This is a genomic window from Pseudomonas sp. G5001, assembly GCF_013385475.1.
Taxonomy (GTDB): Bacteria; Pseudomonadota; Gammaproteobacteria; order Pseudomonadales; family Pseudomonadaceae; genus Aquipseudomonas.
This window is the reverse complement of the sequence record NZ_JACAPZ010000001.1, coordinates 136,407-154,986: the sequence shown is the minus strand read 5'-3', so window position 1 is coordinate 154,986 and position 18,580 is coordinate 136,407. Positions and strand designations below refer to the sequence as shown.

At 62.2% G+C, this 18,580-nt stretch carries 13 protein-coding genes; 7 read left to right on the top strand and 6 right to left on the bottom strand.

Going from position 1 to position 18,580, the window contains the following annotated elements; all coding sequences use genetic code 11:
- Positions 1–53: 53 nt before the first annotated feature.
- Both HX805_RS00730 and HX805_RS00725 read left to right on the top strand, forming a co-directional pair.
- On the top strand, positions 54–1,163 hold the full coding sequence (locus HX805_RS00730) for a DUF3182 family protein (protein ID WP_177116511.1): 1,110 nt from the start codon (positions 54–56) through the stop codon (positions 1,161–1,163).
- Positions 1,153–1,905, top strand: coding sequence for a S9 family peptidase (locus HX805_RS00725; protein WP_003210032.1), 753 nt, complete (start codon positions 1,153–1,155; stop codon positions 1,903–1,905). Before HX805_RS00730 ends, HX805_RS00725 begins: the two co-directional genes overlap by 11 nt.
- Here the strand turns inward: HX805_RS00725 and HX805_RS00720 are convergent.
- The 5 genes from HX805_RS00720 to HX805_RS00700 form a co-directional block, all read right to left on the bottom strand.
- Entirely contained in the window at positions 1,892–2,872 is a 981-nt protein-coding gene (locus HX805_RS00720; protein ID WP_177021471.1) for a lysylphosphatidylglycerol synthase domain-containing protein, read from the bottom strand. The genes HX805_RS00725 and HX805_RS00720 overlap by 14 nt on opposite strands.
- Positions 2,850–4,148: a cardiolipin synthase ClsB gene (gene clsB / locus HX805_RS00715; protein ID WP_003210028.1), complete on the bottom strand. Its 1,299-nt coding sequence runs from the start codon at positions 4,146–4,148 to the stop codon at positions 2,850–2,852. The genes HX805_RS00720 and clsB overlap by 23 nt, the downstream gene beginning before the upstream one ends.
- Positions 4,145–4,921, bottom strand: a complete 777-nt coding sequence (locus HX805_RS00710; protein ID WP_177116510.1) for an endonuclease/exonuclease/phosphatase family protein — start codon at positions 4,919–4,921, stop codon at positions 4,145–4,147. Before HX805_RS00710 ends, clsB begins: the two co-directional genes overlap by 4 nt.
- Entirely contained in the window at positions 4,918–5,844 is a 927-nt protein-coding gene (locus HX805_RS00705; protein ID WP_177008882.1) for a DUF72 domain-containing protein, read from the bottom strand. Before HX805_RS00705 ends, HX805_RS00710 begins: the two co-directional genes overlap by 4 nt.
- 213 nt (positions 5,845–6,057) lie before the next feature.
- Entirely contained in the window at positions 6,058–7,260 is a 1,203-nt protein-coding gene (locus tag HX805_RS00700) for an MFS transporter (RefSeq protein ID WP_177035943.1), read from the bottom strand.
- Positions 7,261–7,437: 177 nt separating this feature from the next.
- Between HX805_RS00700 and HX805_RS00695 the strand changes: the two genes are divergently transcribed.
- Positions 7,438–9,552, top strand: coding sequence for a mechanosensitive ion channel family protein (locus tag HX805_RS00695; RefSeq protein ID WP_177116509.1), 2,115 nt, complete (start codon positions 7,438–7,440; stop codon positions 9,550–9,552).
- A gap of 131 nt (positions 9,553–9,683) precedes the next feature.
- Here HX805_RS00695 and HX805_RS00690 read toward each other — a convergent pair whose 3' ends face one another.
- Entirely contained in the window at positions 9,684–13,964 is a 4,281-nt protein-coding gene (locus HX805_RS00690) for a DEAD/DEAH box helicase (protein WP_177116508.1), read from the bottom strand.
- Between the two features lie 425 nt (positions 13,965–14,389).
- Between HX805_RS00690 and HX805_RS00685 the strand changes: the two genes are divergently transcribed.
- The 4 genes from HX805_RS00685 to HX805_RS00670 all read left to right on the top strand — a co-directional run bounded on the left by HX805_RS00685 (position 14,390) and on the right by HX805_RS00670 (position 18,568).
- Positions 14,390–15,280: a sugar nucleotide-binding protein gene (locus tag HX805_RS00685; protein WP_177116507.1), complete on the top strand. Its 891-nt coding sequence runs from the start codon at positions 14,390–14,392 to the stop codon at positions 15,278–15,280.
- Between the two features lie 243 nt (positions 15,281–15,523).
- Positions 15,524–16,648 carry an ATP-binding protein gene (locus HX805_RS00680; protein WP_134327390.1) on the top strand — a complete coding sequence of 375 codons (1,125 nt, stop codon included), beginning with the start codon at positions 15,524–15,526 and terminating at the stop codon, positions 16,646–16,648.
- A 90-nt stretch (positions 16,649–16,738) separates the two neighbouring features.
- The gene (locus HX805_RS00675) at positions 16,739–18,199 is read left to right on the top strand and encodes an ATPase domain-containing protein (protein ID WP_087692346.1); all 1,461 of its coding nucleotides are present in this window, start codon (positions 16,739–16,741) and stop codon (positions 18,197–18,199) included.
- Between the two features lie 6 nt (positions 18,200–18,205).
- Positions 18,206–18,568 carry a response regulator gene (locus HX805_RS00670; RefSeq protein ID WP_177116506.1) on the top strand — a complete coding sequence of 121 codons (363 nt, stop codon included), beginning with the start codon at positions 18,206–18,208 and terminating at the stop codon, positions 18,566–18,568.
- Positions 18,569–18,580 lie beyond the last annotated feature (12 nt).

The window sequence follows — 18,580 nt, the reverse complement described above, 5'->3', positions numbered from 1 at the left end:
TGATCCCTGCTACCGTTTCCTTACACACATGGCAGCAGAGCCAAGGGGGACGCATGACCCCGACAAATCGCAAAAAAATCGTGGTGGCGCATTCAATCCGTCCGCAAGCGCCATTGCACGAAGTGGAGACCAACCGCGCCTTGGCCCGTTGGCTGGCGCACGTCCTCGGGCTCAAATATGGCGGCAGCTATAACCCTGAGCTGCACAGTGGGCGCGACCTCTATCTATTGCCCACTCAGACGCTGGTCGGCGCGGCCCAGGCGCGGCAATTCGGCGTCAAAGGCCCTGAGGATTTGTGGGGCGGCTACGTCGATCACGATTTCATCTGCACCAAGGCCATCAGCCACGGTTTGCTGAATAAAAACGCGGTTGCGCCCGAAGGCTGGTCGCCGCTTTTTTCCGAGCGCATCCGCAATGTGGTGCTGGATGGGTTGAGTGTGCACGCCCTGGAAGATGCGCGGCCGGCGGCGACCCATTTGCTGTACACCGGGTCGATCCGTCTCAAGCCCGTGCATGCCTGCGCCGGTCGCGGCCAGGAAGTGATCCGCAGCCTCGACGAGTTCGACGCCATCCTCGCGCGCCCTGATGCGGCGCAATTGTTCAGCGACGGTGTGGTGCTGGAGCAGGACCTGCGCGACGTGGTCACCCACAGTGTCGGCCAGAGCTTTATCGGCGATCACGTCATCAGCTACTGCGGCGATCAATACCTGACCCGGGACGGGCAGGGCGAAGAGGTCTATGGTGGTTCCAACCTGTTGGTGGTCCAGGGCTACTACGAAGACCTGCTCAAGCTCGACCTGCCCGCTGACGTGCGCCTGGCCATCCAGCAAGCGCAGGTCTTCGATAACGCGGCGGATGAGGCCTATCCCGGGTTCTACGCCTCGCGGCGCAATTACGATATCGCCCAGGGCCTGGACAGCGACGGCCAACGCCGCAGCGGCGTGCTCGAGCAATCCTGGCGCATGGGCGGGGCCAGCAGCGCGGAAGTCGCGGCGCTGCAAAGCTTCGTCAACAATCCCGGGCTGCGGGCGATTTATGTCTCGTCGGTAGAAACCTACGTCGACCAGCCACTGCCGGCTGACGCGATCGAGGTGTACCGGGGCCCGGCAGAAAACAGCGACTTTCTTCTCAAGTACGTGACGGTCAAATCCTATGACGGCTAGAAGCGAAACCATTGCCATTGATATCGACGACGAACAGATGAGCGGGACCTTCCTCAGTCCCAAATCGAAAGTACCGGGGGTGTTGTTTGTGCACGGCTGGGGCGGGAGCCAGGAGCGTGACCTGGAACGCGCCAAGGGTATCGCCGGGCTCGGTTGTGTATGCCTTACATTCGACCTGCGTGGCCATGCCGGCAACGGCATTCCGTTATCCCGCGTCACCCGCGAAGACAACCTGCGCGACCTGCTCGCGGCCTACGACCGCCTGTTGTCACACCCGGCCATCGACACCTCGGCGGTGGCGGTGGTGGGCACCAGCTACGGCGGTTACCTGGCCGCCATCCTCACTTCGCTGCGCCCCGTGCGCTGGCTGGCTTTGCGGGTGCCGGCGCTGTACCGCGACCAGGAATGGCTCAAGCCCAAGCGCGACCTCGATAAAGCCGACCTGATGGATTATCGCGGCACCTTTGTGCACGCCGAAACCAATCGCGCCCTGCATGCATGCGCGGCGTTTACCGGTGATGTGTTGATCGTGGAGTCGGAGACCGACGACCACGTGCCCCATGCCACCATCATGAGCTACCGCGCCGCCTGCCAGCAGACGCATTCGCTGACTCACCGGATTATCGACGGTGCGGATCATTCCCTGAGTGATCCGGTTTCCCAGCAGGCCTACACCTCGATCCTGGTGGACTGGATTACCGAGATGGTGGTGGGCGAGCGCTTGAGCATCATCCAGTCGTAGGCGTTTTCTTCACGCGCAATGCCTTGGCCTTGGCTTCGACCGCGAGGTACATCACCAGGGCCACCAGCAACGGCAGGATGAAGTAGATCGCGCGGTAGGCGATCAACCCCGCGAGCAGACTGCCGCGGGACGCTTCGTGCTGCAGCAAGGCAATGAACACTGCCTCCAGCACACCCAGCCCTGCCGGGATATGCGTGACCACCCCGGCAATGCTGCTGATCAGCAACACCCCGAGCACCACGGGGTAATCCAGCTGCTTGGGCAGCAGGGTAAAAATCACTGCTGCCATCAGCGACCAGTTCAGCGCGCCGAGCGCCAACTGCAACACTGCCATGCGCAGCGACGGCAGACTGATTTCAATCCCGCGTATCGACCATGCGCGCTTTTTCGACAAGCGACAGGCCAGCAGGTAACCCAGGCTCGCCAGTACCAACAGCACGCCGACGCCTTGCAACGCACCGCTGCTGAGCTTCCACCCCGGCGGCAATGTCACCAGCCCGCTGCTGAATACCGCGCCGGCAATCGCCATGTAGCCGAACCAGTTGGTGGCCAGGCTCAAGCCGAGGATCTTCGCGATGTTCCCGCTGCTCACCCCGAGCCGGGAATACAACCGATAGCGCATGGCGATGCCACCTACCCACGCGCTCAGGTTGAGGTTGAACGCATAGCTGATGATGCCCACCGGCAAAATCTGCTTCCAGCCCAACGGCTGGCGGATGTAGGTGCGGCCGATCAGGTCGAAGCACGAATACACCAGGAAACTGCACAGGGTCAGCGCACCCGCGATGAGCAGCGTGCGCAGCTTGAAGTCGCCCAGGGTGTCGAGCACTTCGCTCCAGTCGATACGCCGGGCGAGCAGGGTGAACAACACGATCAGCACCAGGAAAAACACCACCGTCAGCGGTTTTTTCCAGCGTTTCAAGAAGCCGGGGCGAGCGCTTTCTTCAGCGATGCGAGCTTGGGTCATGATCCGCACGCTCCTCAAGAACGAAGGGTTTCAACCTCGGCTTGTGGGCCGGCAACCAGCCGGTCCACGACGGAAAATGCCGCAGCACATGGAACACCACGAAACCCACGGTCACCCGCCAGAACCAGCCGCGAGGCGCGCGGTTTTCCGGCATGGTCTTGCAGTGGTTCTGGCTCAGATATTCCAGGCGCTCGAACAACTGCTGGTTGAAGGCACGATCACGAACCAGCACATTCGCCTCCAGGTTCAGCGACAGGCTCAGCGGGTCGAGATTGCTCGAACCCACCGTGCTCCACTCTTCATCCACCAGCGCCACCTTGCCGTGCAACGGACGCTGGCAGTACTCGTGGATCACCACGCCTTCCTTGAGCAAATAGTCATAGAGCATGCGTGCCGCCAGCTTGGCCAGCAGCACATCCGGCTGGCCCTGCATGATCAACTGCACGTGCACGCCGCGCCGCGCGGCATTACGAATTTCCCGCAGCAGGCGGTAGCCGGGAAAGAAATAGGCGTTGGCGATCACCACCCGCCGCTCGGCCTTGCGCAGGGCGTGCAGGTAGGCCTCTTCGATATCGGTACGGTGTTGCAGATTGTCCCGGTAGATCAGCCGTACCAGGCCATCGCCTTCGCCGGCAGCCCATGGCGACGGGCGTTGCTCGCGCCGCCAGCCGCGCCGCTTGCGCACACGCCGGCCACTTTGTGCGAGGGCGAAATGATGCAGGTCGGCGACTGCCGGGCCCTGCACCTGCACGGCATAATCCTGCTTGGCCTCGGGGCCGAAATCCCCCAGGTGATCCGCCGAGAAATTGATCCCGCCGATAAACGCCACACTGGCATCCACCACCACAATCTTGCGGTGCAGGCGGCGAAACCAGTTGGTGCGAAAACCCAATGTCTTGCTCGCCGGGTCGAACATCTGCACGGTCACGCCGGCCTGGCTCAATTCGCTGAGAAACCCCGGTGTCAGCTCACCACAACCAAAGCCATCGAGGCTGGCGACGACCTTGACGCCACGCTGCGCCGCCTCGATCAAAATGCCTTTGAGCTCGTGGCCGACCTTGTCTTCGAAAAGGATAAAGGTCTCCAGCAAGATCTCCCGCTGGGCCTGGCGCATCGCCTCGAACACTTTGGGAAAGTAGGCCTCGCCGTTCTCCAGCAACTCGATCTGGTTACCGCTTTGCCAGCCGTAATCCAGGTCCCGGGCCACGGCATCATCCGGCGGTTGGTCGGTCGCGATGTGTTCCACCGCGACCTTTTCCAGTGGTGCGCTGTTCATAACTCGATCTCCACCGACAGCGGCGCATGGTCCGACAAGTGTGACCACGGGCGGCTGGTCAGGACTTGGGGCTGATGCACCTTGAGGTTGCGCACGTAGATGCGGTCCAGCGGCAGCAGCGGCAGGCGCGCCGGGAAGGTGCGGGCCGGCTTGCCGTGGGTTTCGATAAACACTTCCCGCAGCCCGCAGTGGGCGAGATCGGCGCCCTGGCGCCAGTCATTGAAATCACCGGCGACAATCACCGGCGCGTCGGCGGGAATCTCGGCGACCCGCTGCGCGATCAGGCGCAGTTGCTGCTGGCGATGGACTTCCCGCAGCCCCAGGTGCACGCAGATGGCATGCACGTCCTGCACGTTGCCCGGCAAGCGCAGCACGCAATGCAGCAGCCCGCGACTTTCGTGGCCGCTCTGGGAGATGTCGAGATTGTCGTAGCGGATGATCTGGAATTTCGACAGCAACGCATTACCGTGGTCGCCATGGGGATACACCGCGTTGCGACCGTAGGCGTATTGCGGCCAGATACTGTCGGCGAGGAACTCGTACTGCGGCATGCTCGGCCAGTTGCTGTAGCGCTTGGGATGGCGCTCGTGGGTGCCGTGGATTTCCTGGAGGAACACCACGTCGGCGGCCACGCTGCGAATCGCCTCCCGCAACTCGGGCAGGATGAAGCGCCGGTTGAGCGCGGTGAAGCCCTTGTGGGTATTGACCGTCAGCACCCTGAAGCGGGTGATGGTTTCGGTGGGCGTGGTTGGCATCAGCTCCGGATGGGTCATGGCAACACTCCCGTGTCCGGCAACTTGCCGGGTTCGGTGGCCAATGCCTGGTCCAGGCCGAAACGCTGCAGTAATTGGCGCGCATCGAAGGGCGCGCGCACCTTGATGTCGTTATCGAAATAGCAAAACACGTCGCGTTGCTTGCGGGCGCGGGGTTTGTGCTTCGGGTCGATCAACTGCGCATCGGCGGGTTGTTTGCCGTGGCTCCAGCGTTCGATGCGATCGCCCCAGCGCTTGAGCGCTTCGGGCGTATAGCCGCTGGCATACAGCGCTTTGTCCCCATGCAGGCGCAGGTACACAAAGTTGGCCGTGACGTCTTCCAGGTAGGGCCACTTGCCGGCTGTGTCGGCCACCACCAGGGCCACGCCGTGCTTGTCGAGCATCTCGACAAACTCCGGCACGGCGAAACTCTTGTGGCGAATCTCCACCGCATGGCGCAGCGGCTTTTTACCGTGGGCTTGCAGGCTCGCCTTGCCGTTCAGGCGCGGCTCATGCTCGCGGGCGAGGGCGGCGGCCTGCTGGGTAGTAGTGGGTAATTCGGCGAGAAAGGCTTCAAACAACGGCGGGTCGAATTTGAAACTGGGCGGGAACTGCCAGAGGATCGGCCCGAGCTTTTCCTTGAGTTCCAGCACCCCGGAGGCGAAGAAATTCGCCATCGGCTTGTGCACCTCCCGCAGCCGCAGGATATGCGTGATATAGCGCGGCGCCTTGACGCTGAACACAAACCCTTCAGGCGTGTCGCCATACCATTCGGCATAGCGCTTGGGTGTTTGCAGCGCGTAGAACGAGCCGTTGATCTCGATGCTGTTGACCGCCCGTGAGGCAAACTGCAGCTCGCGCTTCTGGGTCAGGCCCTCGGGGTAGAAATCCCCCCGCCAGGGCGTGTAGCGCCAGCCGGAAATGCCGATATGAATCGCGGCCATGATGACTCCCGTGGGTTAACTGTGTGGTGACCTCCGTTTTTGGATGACTGTGAGGATCGGGAGAAAGTTTCGATGGTCCTACAGACGGCACCTCTCAAAATGTGGGAGCGGGCTTGCTCGCGAAGACGGTGGGTCAGTCGATATCTCTGTTGACTGACACACCGCTTTCGCGAGCAAGCCCGCTCCCACATTGGGTTCTTTATCGCTGCGGGATCAGTGCCCGCCAACCACCCGGGTCGAACTTTCGGCATACACCGGCCCCAGCCGGTCAAGGCGCCCGCTCCAGGCCGTCAGCGCCAAGGCCACCAACACCACCGAGCCGCCAATCCACGCCGTGTGGATCAAGCCCATGTGGGCGACGATCATGCCGCCGGCCCACGCGCCACCGGCAATCCCCAGGTTGAACGCCGCGATGTTCAGGCCCGAGGCCACGTCCACCGCGTTCGGCGTGTGATGTTCCGCCTGGCGCACCACATACACCTGCAAGCCCGGCACATTGCCGAAAGCGACCGCGCCCCACACCAGCACAGTGGCCAGGGCCAGCCATGGGTTGCCTGCGGTAAAGGTCAGTACAAACAACACGGCAGCGAGCAGGGCAAAGATGATTTTCAGGGCGCTGATCGGGCCGCGTTTGTCGGCCAGCTTGCCGCCCCAGATATTACCGATGGCCACCGAAATGCCATACACCAGCAACACCAGGCTGACGGTGCCGGCGCTGAAGCCGGAGATGTCCTGAAGGATCGGCGCCAGGTAGGTGAACGCGATGAACGAGCCGCCGTAACCCACCGCCGTCATGGCGTACACCAGCAGCAGCCGTGGTTGTTTTAATACTTGCAGTTGTTGCAACAGTGACGCGGGTTTGCTGTGGGCGATGTTTTTCGGTACGTAGAGCAGGCTGCCGATAAACGCGATCAAGCCCAGGGCCGAGACGGCGAGGAAGGTTTCGCGCCAGCCGAAGTGCTGGCCGATAAACGTCCCCAGTGGCACACCGGTCACCAACGCCACGGTCAGGCCGGTAAACATGATGGCAATCGCGCTGGCGGCTTTTTCCTTGGGCACCAGGCTTGTGGCGATCGTTGAGCCAATCGAGAAGAACACCCCGTGGGCCAGGCCGGTGACGATCCGTGCCAGTACCAGGGACTCATAACTCGGCGCTTGCCAGGCCAGCAGGTTGCCGAGGGTGAACAGCACCATCAGCGACAACAGCAGCAGTTTGCGTGGCACTTTGCCGGTGAGGGCGGTGAGTACCGGAGCGCCGATGGCCACGCCCAGGGCGTAGAGGCTGACCAGCAGGCCGGCGGACGGCAAGTCGACACCCAGGTCGGCGCCGATGGTGGGTAACAGGCCAACGATGACGAACTCGGTCGTCCCGATGGCAAAAGCGCTGAGGGTCAGCGCGAGCAAGGCAATGGGCATGGCTGCAACTCCGGTGGGTTTCAATCAGGAGCGCAGTCTCGGGGTTCGGCTTGTGCGGAAAAAGCCAGGTATTGGCATTTGATATTTGCCTGGGGCGCACGGATCGAAGTCTACGGGGAACGATCAGGCGTCAAACCCGTCAGTTCCTTACAGACCCTTCTGAAGGAGCCCGGTGTTTTGTTGAATTTAAAGACTGTGCTACTGCTCGGCACGCTGCTGTTCTGCGGCAGCGGCGCGCTGCAAGCGGCCACCGCCCCCGCGGCTCCAGCGCCTGCCGCCCCGGCCCAGCCGGAACTGTTGGTAGAAGGCGGCCTGCTCGGCGCCATCAGCTCCAGCATCGATGATGTGCAGGACAAACTCGACCTCAACCAGAACCTGGTCGACGCCTGGCGGCTGCGGGCCGACCGGGCGGCGGATGAGGTGGACAAGCTGGTCAACCAGCCGTCCGAACGTTCCTCGTGGAGCGTAGTCGGGGATTTCCTGTTGTTGTCCGGGGTGTGGATCGGCGCGTTCGCCGCGCTGACCCTGCTGGGGCGCTTTATCGTCAAGCGCCTGAGCCTGCAGCGGCATATCGCACCGCGCCAGCGCCTCCAGGCGTTGCTGGGTTACCTGATTCCCTACACGATACCGGCGCTTATCTGCCTGCCATTGACGCTCTACGTCAGCCACTTCCTGCCCACCTCGGTGGGCCGTGCGCTGGCGCTGTGTTTTGCCTACGCCACCAGCAGCGGCATTTTCTCCACCTCGATCCTGTTGTGCGTGATCGTCATGTTCAACGTCGGCCACAAGCGCCCGGCGGTGAAGATTATTCGGGACTACTGCCCCAAGCCGCTGTTCCTGATCGGCTTCCTTGCCGCCCTCAGCGATGCGCTGACCAGCCCACAGATCGCCCGCCAACTGGGGGGCAATATCACCGCCAGCGTCGCGATCTTCACCGGGCTGTTTGCCTCGGTGATCTTCGGCATGCTGGTGATTCGCCTGCGCCGTCCGGTGGCGCATTTAATCCGCAATCGGCCCCTGGCCCAGCGCCTGAAACACCCGGCGGTGCAGCAATCCCTGCGGGTGTTTTCCGGCCTGTGGTATTGGCCGATCCTGCTGATGGTGCTGGTGTCGGCGATCAACCTGATCGGCGCCGGCGACGACAGCCAGAAAGCCCTGCGCTGTGCGCTGTTCACCACGATCCTGCTGATCGGCACGGTGTTCCTCAGCACGGTGTTGCAGCACCTGTTCCAGTCCCGCAGCACGGTGGCGGTGCAGCGCAGCAGTGCCTACAAGGAACGTTTCCTCAGCCTGCTGCACGCGCTGTTGCGCATCGTGATGGCCATCGCCTTTATCGAAATCCTCGGGCGTATCTGGGGCGTTTCGCTGTTTGAGTTTGCCCAGCGCAACTCCGTGGGCCGGGCCATCAGTGATTCCCTGAGCAGCATCGGTTTGATCCTGCTGGTGACCTGGCTGTTCTGGGTGGTGCTCGACACGGCGATTCAGGAAGCATTGAAACCCCCGGTCAACAAACGCTCCAGCCGCCAGCCCAGCACGCGGGTGAAAACCATCCTGCCGCTGCTGCGCAACGCAGTGAAAATCATCCTGGTGGTGATCTGCGCGATCACCACCATGGCCAACCTGGGGATCAACGTCGCACCGCTGCTGGCGGGTGCCGGGGTGGTGGGCCTGGCCATTGGTTTTGGCTCCCAGCAACTGGTGCAGGATGTAATCACCGGGCTGTTCATCATCATCGAAGACACCCTGTCGATTGGCGATTGGGTGGTGCTCGACTCCGGCCACGCCGGTACCGTGGAGGGCCTGACCATCCGCACCCTGCGCCTGCGGGACGGCAAGGGCTTTGTGCATTCGGTGCCGTTCGGGCAGATCAAGGCGGTTACCAACCAGTCGCGGCAATTCGCCTATGCGTTCTTCTCGGTGCAGTTCACCTACGACACCGATGTCGACAAGGCCGTGGAACTGATTCGCGAGGCGGGGCAGTCGATCCGCGACGACGTATTCCTCAAGTACAACCTGCAAGGGCCGCTGGAGGTATTTGGCGTCGACAAGATGGACCTCAACGGGGTGGTGCTGACGGCGCAGTTCCGCACGGTATCGGGTGGGCAATATGCGGTGAGCCGCGCGTTTAACCAGCGCTTGAAAAAGCTTGTGGATAACTGTGCCTTTGTTCACTTCGCGCAAACTTATCCACAGCAGGTGATGCTGCCGCAGCGGGTCGGGCAGCAGGTGGATGAGCCGGAGGAAGAAGTGCCTTCGTCGGTGGTGCTCACTGAGCAGCCAAGAACCCAATAGTTTTGTGTTGAGGCCGCCGGCCTCTTCGCGAGCAAGCCCGCTCCCACATTCGATACGGTTCCACCCTTGGAATGCGGTCAAATGTGGGAGCGGGCTTGCTCGCGAAGGCGTCATTACGGGCACTGAACAAGTCAGTGTCTGATCAGTTTTTCCCGCACCAACCCGGCCTCCTGCTGATCCAACTCCAGCAACACCTGCTGCTTGCCGGCAATCTCCACCGCCGCCGGCAAACCATCCCGGTACACCAACCGATTGCCGCTCAACGCCGGCACCTTGCTACCCGGCAGCAGCGTACCGACCAGGTTCAGCGGATCCGCCCCACACACGGCAATCAAGCTTCCATCGTGGGGCCGTCGCCGAACTTCCCGCAGCAGCGGAATCGCTTCCGGCAACGCAAACTGTTCCCCCGCCAAACCACTCACAAACCGCCCGCCACGAATCTCGCCCCGGGCCTCCAGCCGGTGGAACGTACGCAGCAATTCGCGCCAACTGGGCAGCCAGTCCGCCTCGCGCTCCAGCAGGCGCCAGAACACCACCCCGTAGCGGCGCAGCAAGGTCATCGCCACATGCTCCAGCGTCTCGGCCGAGTGAGCCCCCGGACGTGTGCCGTCCGCCACCGGCGCCCGCCGTACCAGGGCCCAACGCCCGGCATCGTCCATCCCGCCGACAAACGCGCCACGCCCGCGCCGACTGCTGCGGGCCTGACGTTTGCTCGCCGGCGTGGTCAGGGCGCGCAGGCCGGCAAAACTGTCGGCGTTCGCCAGCCCCGCGCCCACCAGTTCCTGCAACGCGGTTTCCAGTTCGCTGCGCAGCAGATGGGCTTCGTGGATCAATTCATCGAAAAACAGCGCGCCGTTTTCCCGCAGCGCCTGATGGACTTTTTGTGCCTTGGGCGACAGCTCGGTGCTGTCCGGCGCTTCGGTCAGTCCACTCCACAATGGCACCTGGCTGCGGGGCAACAGCACCACTGGCGTGCTGCGCAGGGCCGTCGCGCCAGCCTTGTTGCTCAGGCGCGTCCACACCACTTTGCCGCTGCGGCACAAATCGTCCAGCCAGTGGGGCGCGTAATCCTTGATTCGTGCGCTGAGCAAATCGCTGTCCCAGGCCGAAGTGGCTGCGGCGTACCCTTCCAACTGCGCGACGATCTGCGGCAACACGGCGCTGCCCTGGCCGCGGGTACCGTTCGACAGGTGCTGCCAGTCGAACAGAAAACGCATGAAATCCTGCAACGCCACCGGCTCGATTTCCCGGCGCAGGCGCTTGACCGTGTAGCGGTGAATGCGCGCCAGCAGGTGGCGTTCGCACCATTGTTCGGCGCTGGCGCCGGGGCTGAAACGGCCGCGCAGCACGTAGCCTTCGCTCTCCAGCCGCGCGAGTGCCTGTGATACGTCGGCCACAGGCAAGGCCAGGGGCGCGGCGATCTCGATCAGGGTCAATGGGCCGAAGCCGCTCAGGCGCGCCCGCAGCACTTCCACCGAGGCTTCATCGAAGGTCCAGGGCTCATCGAAACCGGGCAACAGCGGCAGGTCATTCGGGTAGATCGCCGTCAAACAGCTCAAGCGCTCCAGGGCGACCCAAACGGCTTGATTAGCACCAATCTGCAATCGGCTGGCGCGCCCACCGTCGGCCAGGGCTTGCAGCCATTCGGCCCACTGCGCCGTGACCTCCGATTCGGCAATGCACGCCAAACTCATCAGCGCTTCATGCATCTCGTCCAGGCCATTGGGCGCCGGCCAGGCTTCCTCGCACACACCGGCAATCGCTTCGGCATCCAGCGCACCAAGGTCATCGGTGCTTTGCGGATCGCTCCAGCGCCGGTTGAGCACGGCCTGGGTGCGGCGCTCCTCCAGCGGAGCGTCGTCGAGAAAGGTGTAGGGGCGGGCGCTGAGAATCTCTGCTGCCAGTGGCGACGGCGCCGGCAGATCACGGCTGATCAGGCGGATTTCGCCGCGCTCCATGCGCCGCAACAGGGCCAGCCAGCCTTCGCTGTCCATGGCTTCGTGCAGGCAGTCGTCGAGGGTTTGCTCCACCAGCGGATGCTCGGGCACTTCGCGCTCGCCGGCGAGGTTTTCCAGGCAGGCGATCTGGTCGGGGAACACACTGGCGATCAGGTCTTCACTCTTCATGCGCTGGATCTGCGGCGCCACCTTGCGCCCACCGGTGTAGCGCGGCAATGCCAGGGCCACCCCGGCATTCCAGCGCCAGCGCACGCCGAACAGCGGTGCATCCAGTACCGCCTGGATCAGGATGTGCTCGGCCGTGTTGCTGTTCAGGTAGCGCCACACTTCGTCCAGCTCAAAGCTGTGACTGGTGGACAGCGACAACACGATCGCATCCTCGCTGGCGGCGGCTTGCAGTTCGAAGTTGAAGGTGCGGCAAAACCGCTTGCGCAGCGCCAGGCCCCAGGCGCGGTTGATGCGACTGCCGAACGGCGTGTGGATGATCAATTGGGTGCCGCCGGACTCGTCGAAAAACCGTTCCATGATCAACGTGTCCTGGGACGGCAGCGCGCTCAGCGCCAGCCGCGCCCGCGCCAGGTAATCCAGCAGTTGTTCGGCGCTGGCCAAGTTCAGGCCGAGGGTGCCGGTGAGCCAATCGAGCGCCGGTTGCAGGTTACCCGGCGTGGCGCCCAGCAGCGCGTCCAGTTGCCCCTGAAAACGCGCCACGGCAAACGACAACTCCGCGCTGCGCCCCGGTGCTTCGCCGAGCCAGAACGGAATGGTCGGCGGCTGGCCGTGGGCATCCTCGACCCGCACCTTGCCGGGCTCCACTCGCAGGATGCGGTAGGAGGTGTTGCCCAGCTGGAAGATATCCCCGGCGATGCTTTCCACCGCGAAGTCTTCGTTGACGCTGCCGATGTTCAGGCTTTGCGGCTCAAGCAGCACGCTGTAGTCGGCGTTGTCGGGGATGGTGCCGCCGCTGGTCACGGCGGTGAGCTTGGCGCCCCGCCGGCCACGCAGGGTGCGGGTGATGGCGTCGCGGTGCAGGTAGGCGCTGCGCAGGCCCTGGCGCCCGTTGTAGCCTTCGGCGAGCATTTGCAGCAGTGCCTGATAGTGACGCTCATCCAGCTCGGCGTAGGGCGAGGCGCGGCGGATCAGCGTGAGCAGGGCCTGTTCCTGCCATTCCTGGCAGCTGACTTCGGCGATGATCTGCTGGGCCAGCACATCCAGCGGCGCAACCGGAATCAGCAAGGTGTCCAGCTCGCCCCGGCGCACGCAGTCGAGCAGGGCGGCGCATTCGATCAGGTCGTCACGGGTGGTGGCGAACAACCGGCCCTTGGGCGTGCCGCCGACCTGATGCCCGGAGCGTCCGACCCGTTGCAGAAAACCGTTGATCGAGCCGGGCGAGCCGATCTGGCACACCAGGTCGACATCGCCGATATCGATCCCCAGTTCCAGCGACGCGGTGGCGATCAGCACTTGCAGTTCGCCGGCCTTGAGCCGTTGTTCGGCGTCCAGGCGCATTTCCTTCGCGAGGCTGCCGTGGTGGGCGGCGACGGCGGTTTTGCCCAGGCGCTCGCTCAAGTGCCGGGCCAGGCGTTCGGCCAGGCGCCGGGTGTTGACGAAAATCAGCGTGGTGCGGTGTTGCCTGGCCAGTTCGGCGAGGCGGTCGTAGACCAGCTCCCACACGTCGTTGGCCATGACGGCCGACAGCGGCACCGGCGGCACTTCGATATCCAGGTCCCGTGGGCGTGCGTGGCCGATATCGACGATCTCGCAAGGCCGGCCGGTGCCCACCAGAAAGCGCGACACCGCCTCGATGGGCTTTTGCGTGGCGGACAGGCCGATGCGGGTCAGCGGTTCGCGGCACAAACCCTGCAGGCGCTCCAGTGTCAGGGCCATGTGGCTGCCGCGCTTGCTGGCGGCGATGGCGTGGATCTCATCGACGATCACCGTGCGGGTGCTGGCAAGCATCTGCCGGCCGGAATCCGAGCCGAGCAACACGTAGAGCGATTCCGGGGTGGTGACCAGGATGTGCGGCGGGTGCTTGCGCATCAGGGCGCGGTCTTTCTGCGGGGTGTCGCCGGTACGCACGGCGGTGCGGATCGCCAGCGGAGGCAGGTCGAGGCGCTGCAAGTGCTCGGTGATGCCGGCCAGCGGGGTTTGCAGGTTGATCTGGATGTCGTTGGACAAGGCTTTGAGTGGCGAGACGTAGACCACCAGCGTTTGGTCTGGCAGTTGGCCGCCATTGGCCAGGCCTTGGTGCACGAGATCGTCCAGCACCGCGAGAAAGGCAGTCAGGGTCTTGCCGGAGCCGGTGGGTGCGGCGATCAGTGTGGAGCGGCGCTGGCGGATCAGCGGCCACGCCTGGGCCTGGGCGGCGGTCACCGACGGGAACGTGCTGCGGAACCAGGTGCTGACGGCGGGGTGGAAACCGTTCAAGACCGTGTCCGTTGATTCAGGAAGGTTCATCCCCAATTTATGCGGCCGGCCCTGGCAACTTGCAACCCCGGGATGCATTCCCTGTGGTGAGGGATCTTGCTGCGGTAAGGGAACTTGGTGTGGCCAGGGAGCTTGCAGTGGCGAGGGAGCTTGCTCCCGCTGGGCTGCGTAGCGGCCCCAAAAAAGCGGGAGCGCTGCGCACTCCAGCGGGAGCAAGCTCCCTCGCCACAAGAAGCTCCCTGGCCACTGCAAGCTCCCTGGCCACTGCATGCTCCCTGGCCATAAAAAGGCTCTCTCTGCCTAAAGCCCCCCGGCCGCAATCGGCGGCGCACTTTATAAGTGACGGTTGCGCTACAAACCCGCAAAATGCAACGATTCTGGCAAATGCCAACGGCATGGCTCACAAGCCTGTCGATAATAACCATCGTTCCAAACAGACCGGGCCTGCTCAATCTATGCGAATGCGCCTTATGTTACTGGGCGGCGGGAATGCCCTCGGGCAGGCGCTGATTCGCCTCGGTGCGGAGGAAGACATCGGTTTCCTCGCCCCGCGCCCGCCCCAAGACGGCTGGGATGCCGCGAGCCTCACGCAACTGCTCGACGACACCCGTCCCGATGCCTTGATCAATCTCGCCTATTACTTCGACTGGTTTCAGGCGGAGACGGTCAGCGAGACACGCCTGGCCGCCCAGGAATATGCGATTGAGCGCCTGGCTGAACTGTGCCAGCACCACAGCATCACCCTGCTGCAACCGTCCAGCTACCGGGTGTTCGACGGCTCCCGCGCCACCGCCTACAGCGAAAAAGACGAACCCGTGCCCTTGGGCCTGCGAGGCCAGGCGTTGTGGCGCATCGAGCAGAGCGTACGCGCCACCTGCCCGCAGCACGTGCTGTTGCGTTTCGGCTGGCTGCTGGATGACAGCATCGACGGCACCCTCGGGCGCTTCCTGGCGCGTGCCGAAAAACCTGACGAACTGCTGATGGCCGACGACCGCCGGGGCAACCCGACGCCGGTGGACGATGCCGCGCGGGTGATCATTTCGGTGCTTAAGCAACTGGATTGCGCCGCGCCGTTGTGGGGCACTTATCACTATGCCGGCCACGAAGCGACTACCCCGCTGGCGCTGGGGCAGGCGATCCTGACCGAAGCGCGCAACTTCCACCCGCTGGCCGTGGAAGCGCCGACCGCCCAGGCCCACGCCGCCCGTCCGGATGCAGCCGACGAGCCGCAACACGCGGTGCTGGCCTGCAAGAAAATCCTCCACACCTTCGGCATCAAGCCACGGGCATGGCGGGCCGGGCTGCCGGCGTTGCTCGACCGGTTCTATCGACACGGTCAAACATAAAAAAGGCGCCTGAAACAGGCGCCTTTTTTTGTGGCGGTGCGCGGACGGTTAAAAGTGATATGTGTTGGCAAGTCGGATGCGCCACGACATACGAAAAATTTGAAACCTTTGGTGCGCCCGGTCATCCATGCCAATAGGGATTGATTGTGCTTACGGCTCGTTCAGCAAAAGCAAAAGTCTGCATTCAGAAGAAGACTTCGCCCATCCAGCCATGGGCAGCCTAAAAGAGGAGCCCCACCCATCATGGCAACACATTCTCCGGTGAATGGTTCGCCGCCGCCTCACGATGATGTGTATGAGGAAGCGCACGACCTGCAGTTCGCTTTGAGTGCCGCCGGGCTTGGTATATGGCGCCTGGATTTGACGACGGGCGAGCTGAAGACCTCGGCCACTTGCCGCCTCAACTTCGGACTCGAACCTCACGTACCGTTCAGCTATGAACACATGCAGCGCTTGGTGCACGCCGAAGACAAGCGTCGAGTGGCCGAAGCGTGGGATCGCTCAATCGCTCAACGTGGCGACTACGACGTTCGCTACCGCGTCATCACGCCAATCGGTGAAACTCGCTGGCTGCACGTGTGCGCAAGACCCCGTTATGCCGATGATGGTCTACCCGTCACGATGACGGGAACCGTTCAGGATGTGAGCCAAGAGCAGTCACTTCAGTCGCAGAAGATGGACGCGCTGGGGCGGGTAACAGGCCGAGTGGCTCATGACTTTAATAATCTGCTGACGGTGATACGTTCTTCAGCGGATCTTTTGAAGCGTCCTTCCGTATCGGAAGAGCGGCGGCTGCGCCTGGTGGAAGCCATTTCCGAGGCGGTGGAGCGTGGTTCTCATTTCACCAGTCAATTGCTGTCCTTCGCTGGCAGGCAAGCCCTGCATCCCGCACCGCTGGACGTCAATTCAAGCACGTTGGCCATGGCCGATACGATTGCTGTGCGGGTTGGCACAGGCATCCACGTACGCATCGAGTCCGCAGAATTACCCTGCGTTGTTCACGTCGACCCAGGACAGTTTGAAGCGGCCATTCTCAATATGGTCATGAACGCCCGCGACGCCATGATGGATAAGGGGGAGCTGGTCATCCGTGTTGAGTCGATGGACCTTATCCCTGCGTCCGATGGCTATCCCCTTATCAAGGGGCGTTTTGTTGCCGTGTCCATCACAGACAATGGCTCGGGTATCGCTCCGTTCAGCCTCGATAGAATCTTTGAACCGTTTTTCTCCACCCAAGGCAAAGGCCAGAGAAGTGGGCTGGGGCTCAGTCAGGTATTGGGTTTTGCCAAACAGTCGGGGGGAGAGGTCAGGGTCGAGAGTCGTCTGGGGCAGGGAAGTACGTTCACGCTTTATTTGCCCCGCGCTTGAACGGGATGAGTGGATAGCCCGATTGCACAAATGGAGTTAGCATCGTAAACCTTCGGCTCAAGAGCCTGTTGTTCACATCAGGGTTGCATTGTGGAAAAGCTAAATCGCCTTCAAAGCGGAATAGAAGGGCTGGATGCTCTGCTCAAGGGTGGGCTAGTCGCAGGTGCCTCCTACATCATCCAGGGGCGCCCGGGATCCGGTAAAACGATCCTCGCCAATCAGCTGGGGTTTAACCATGCGCGCAATGGGGGCCGTGTACTGGTTGCCACGTTGCTGGCCGAATCCCACGACCGTTTATTTCAGTTCCTCTCGACCCTGAACTTCTTTGATGCTTCCCGGGTGGGAGCCGAGATTCAGTTCGTCAGTGCGTTTGACACCCTTGAGAACGAAGGTCTCGATGAAGTGGTCAAGCTGCTTCGGCGTGAGATCAGTCGTCAGAAGGCCACCGTGTTAGTGGTCGACGGCTTGCTCAATGCACGCTCCAAGGCTGACTCGCCCATCGACACCAAAAAATTCATTTCCGAGCTGCAAGGGCACGCCGCGTTCGCCGGTTGTACGGTGCTGTTTCTCACCAGTTCCCGGTTGGACGACGGCAGTCCCGAGCACACCATGGTTGATGGTGTGATCGAGATGGGTGAAGAGCTTCACGGCAGCCGTTCGGTGCGCCGTATTCACCTGCGCAAAACTCGAGGCAGTGGTGCACTGACCGGACTGCACGAGTGTGAAATTACCGACGATGGCCTGGTGGTTTATCCGCGTCTGGAAAGCCTCTACAGCCATCCGTCTTTACCTGACAGTGCCGATCTGACGCGTATCACCAGCGGCATCGGTTCGCTGGACGCCATCATCGGCGGTGGCCTGCACAGCTCTTCCGTTACCCTCGTCATGGGGCCTTCCGGCGTCGGGAAGACCACGCTGGGGCTCAGGTTTCTCGCAGAGTCGACAGTGGACGCGCCGGGCCTGCATTTCGGTTTTTATGAAAGCCCGCAGCGGTTACGTCTCAAAGGCCAATCGCTGGGGATTGATATCAAGGGTATGGAAGAAAGTGGTGCGCTGAGTATTGCCTGGCAACCCACCACAGAAGGCCTGATCGATGGTCTCGGCGCACGGCTGCTGAAAATGGTTGAGGAAAAGGGCATCAAGCGCCTGTTCATCGACAGCTTGAGCGGCATGACCCGGGTGTCGACAAACCCGGCTCGTATCACTGATTTCTACAGCGCCTTGATGAGCGAGCTTCGTGCCCGTGGCGTAACGGTGTTTGCCTCATGGGAGATGCGTGACGTTTTTGGTTCGGAGGTCAGCTCTCCAACCCCGGACCTCTCCAGTATTGTCGATAACCTGATGCTGATGCGTTTCTTCGAGATTCAATCTGAACTAAGAAGAATGCTTTCGATTCTTAAGGTACGAGACAGCTTCTACGATCCTTCGCTTCTTGAAGTGGTAATCCATGAAAACGGCGTTGACCTGAAGAAGGCATCAAGAAATGCGTTGGCGGTCCCTAATGATTCTTCGCTGCCGGGCTCAACGTCCAAAGTCTCTGATTCGGGTTGAATTGACATGACCACCATCCTGGTCGTCGAAGACGAGTATTTGATCGCTGACATTCTCGGCTATGCGCTGGAGGATGAGGGGTACATGGTCGTAAAAGCGAGCAATGGCCAGAAAGCACTCGAGGTCCTGGAGCGCGAGCGGCCAGCGTTGATCATCACCGACTTCATGATGCCGGTCATGGATGGCCAGGAGTTTGCCGAAGCGGTTCGTGCTCTGCCGGCAGTCAAACACTTGCCCATCATTCTGATCAGCGGAGCCCAGGCACATATTGGTATGGAGCGGTCGGACTTGTTCAATGCGGTGTTGAAAAAGCCGTTCAACATTGACTTGGTCATCGCTGAAGTTCGCCAACTCCTGGCTGAAGCCTGAATCGCAGCACAC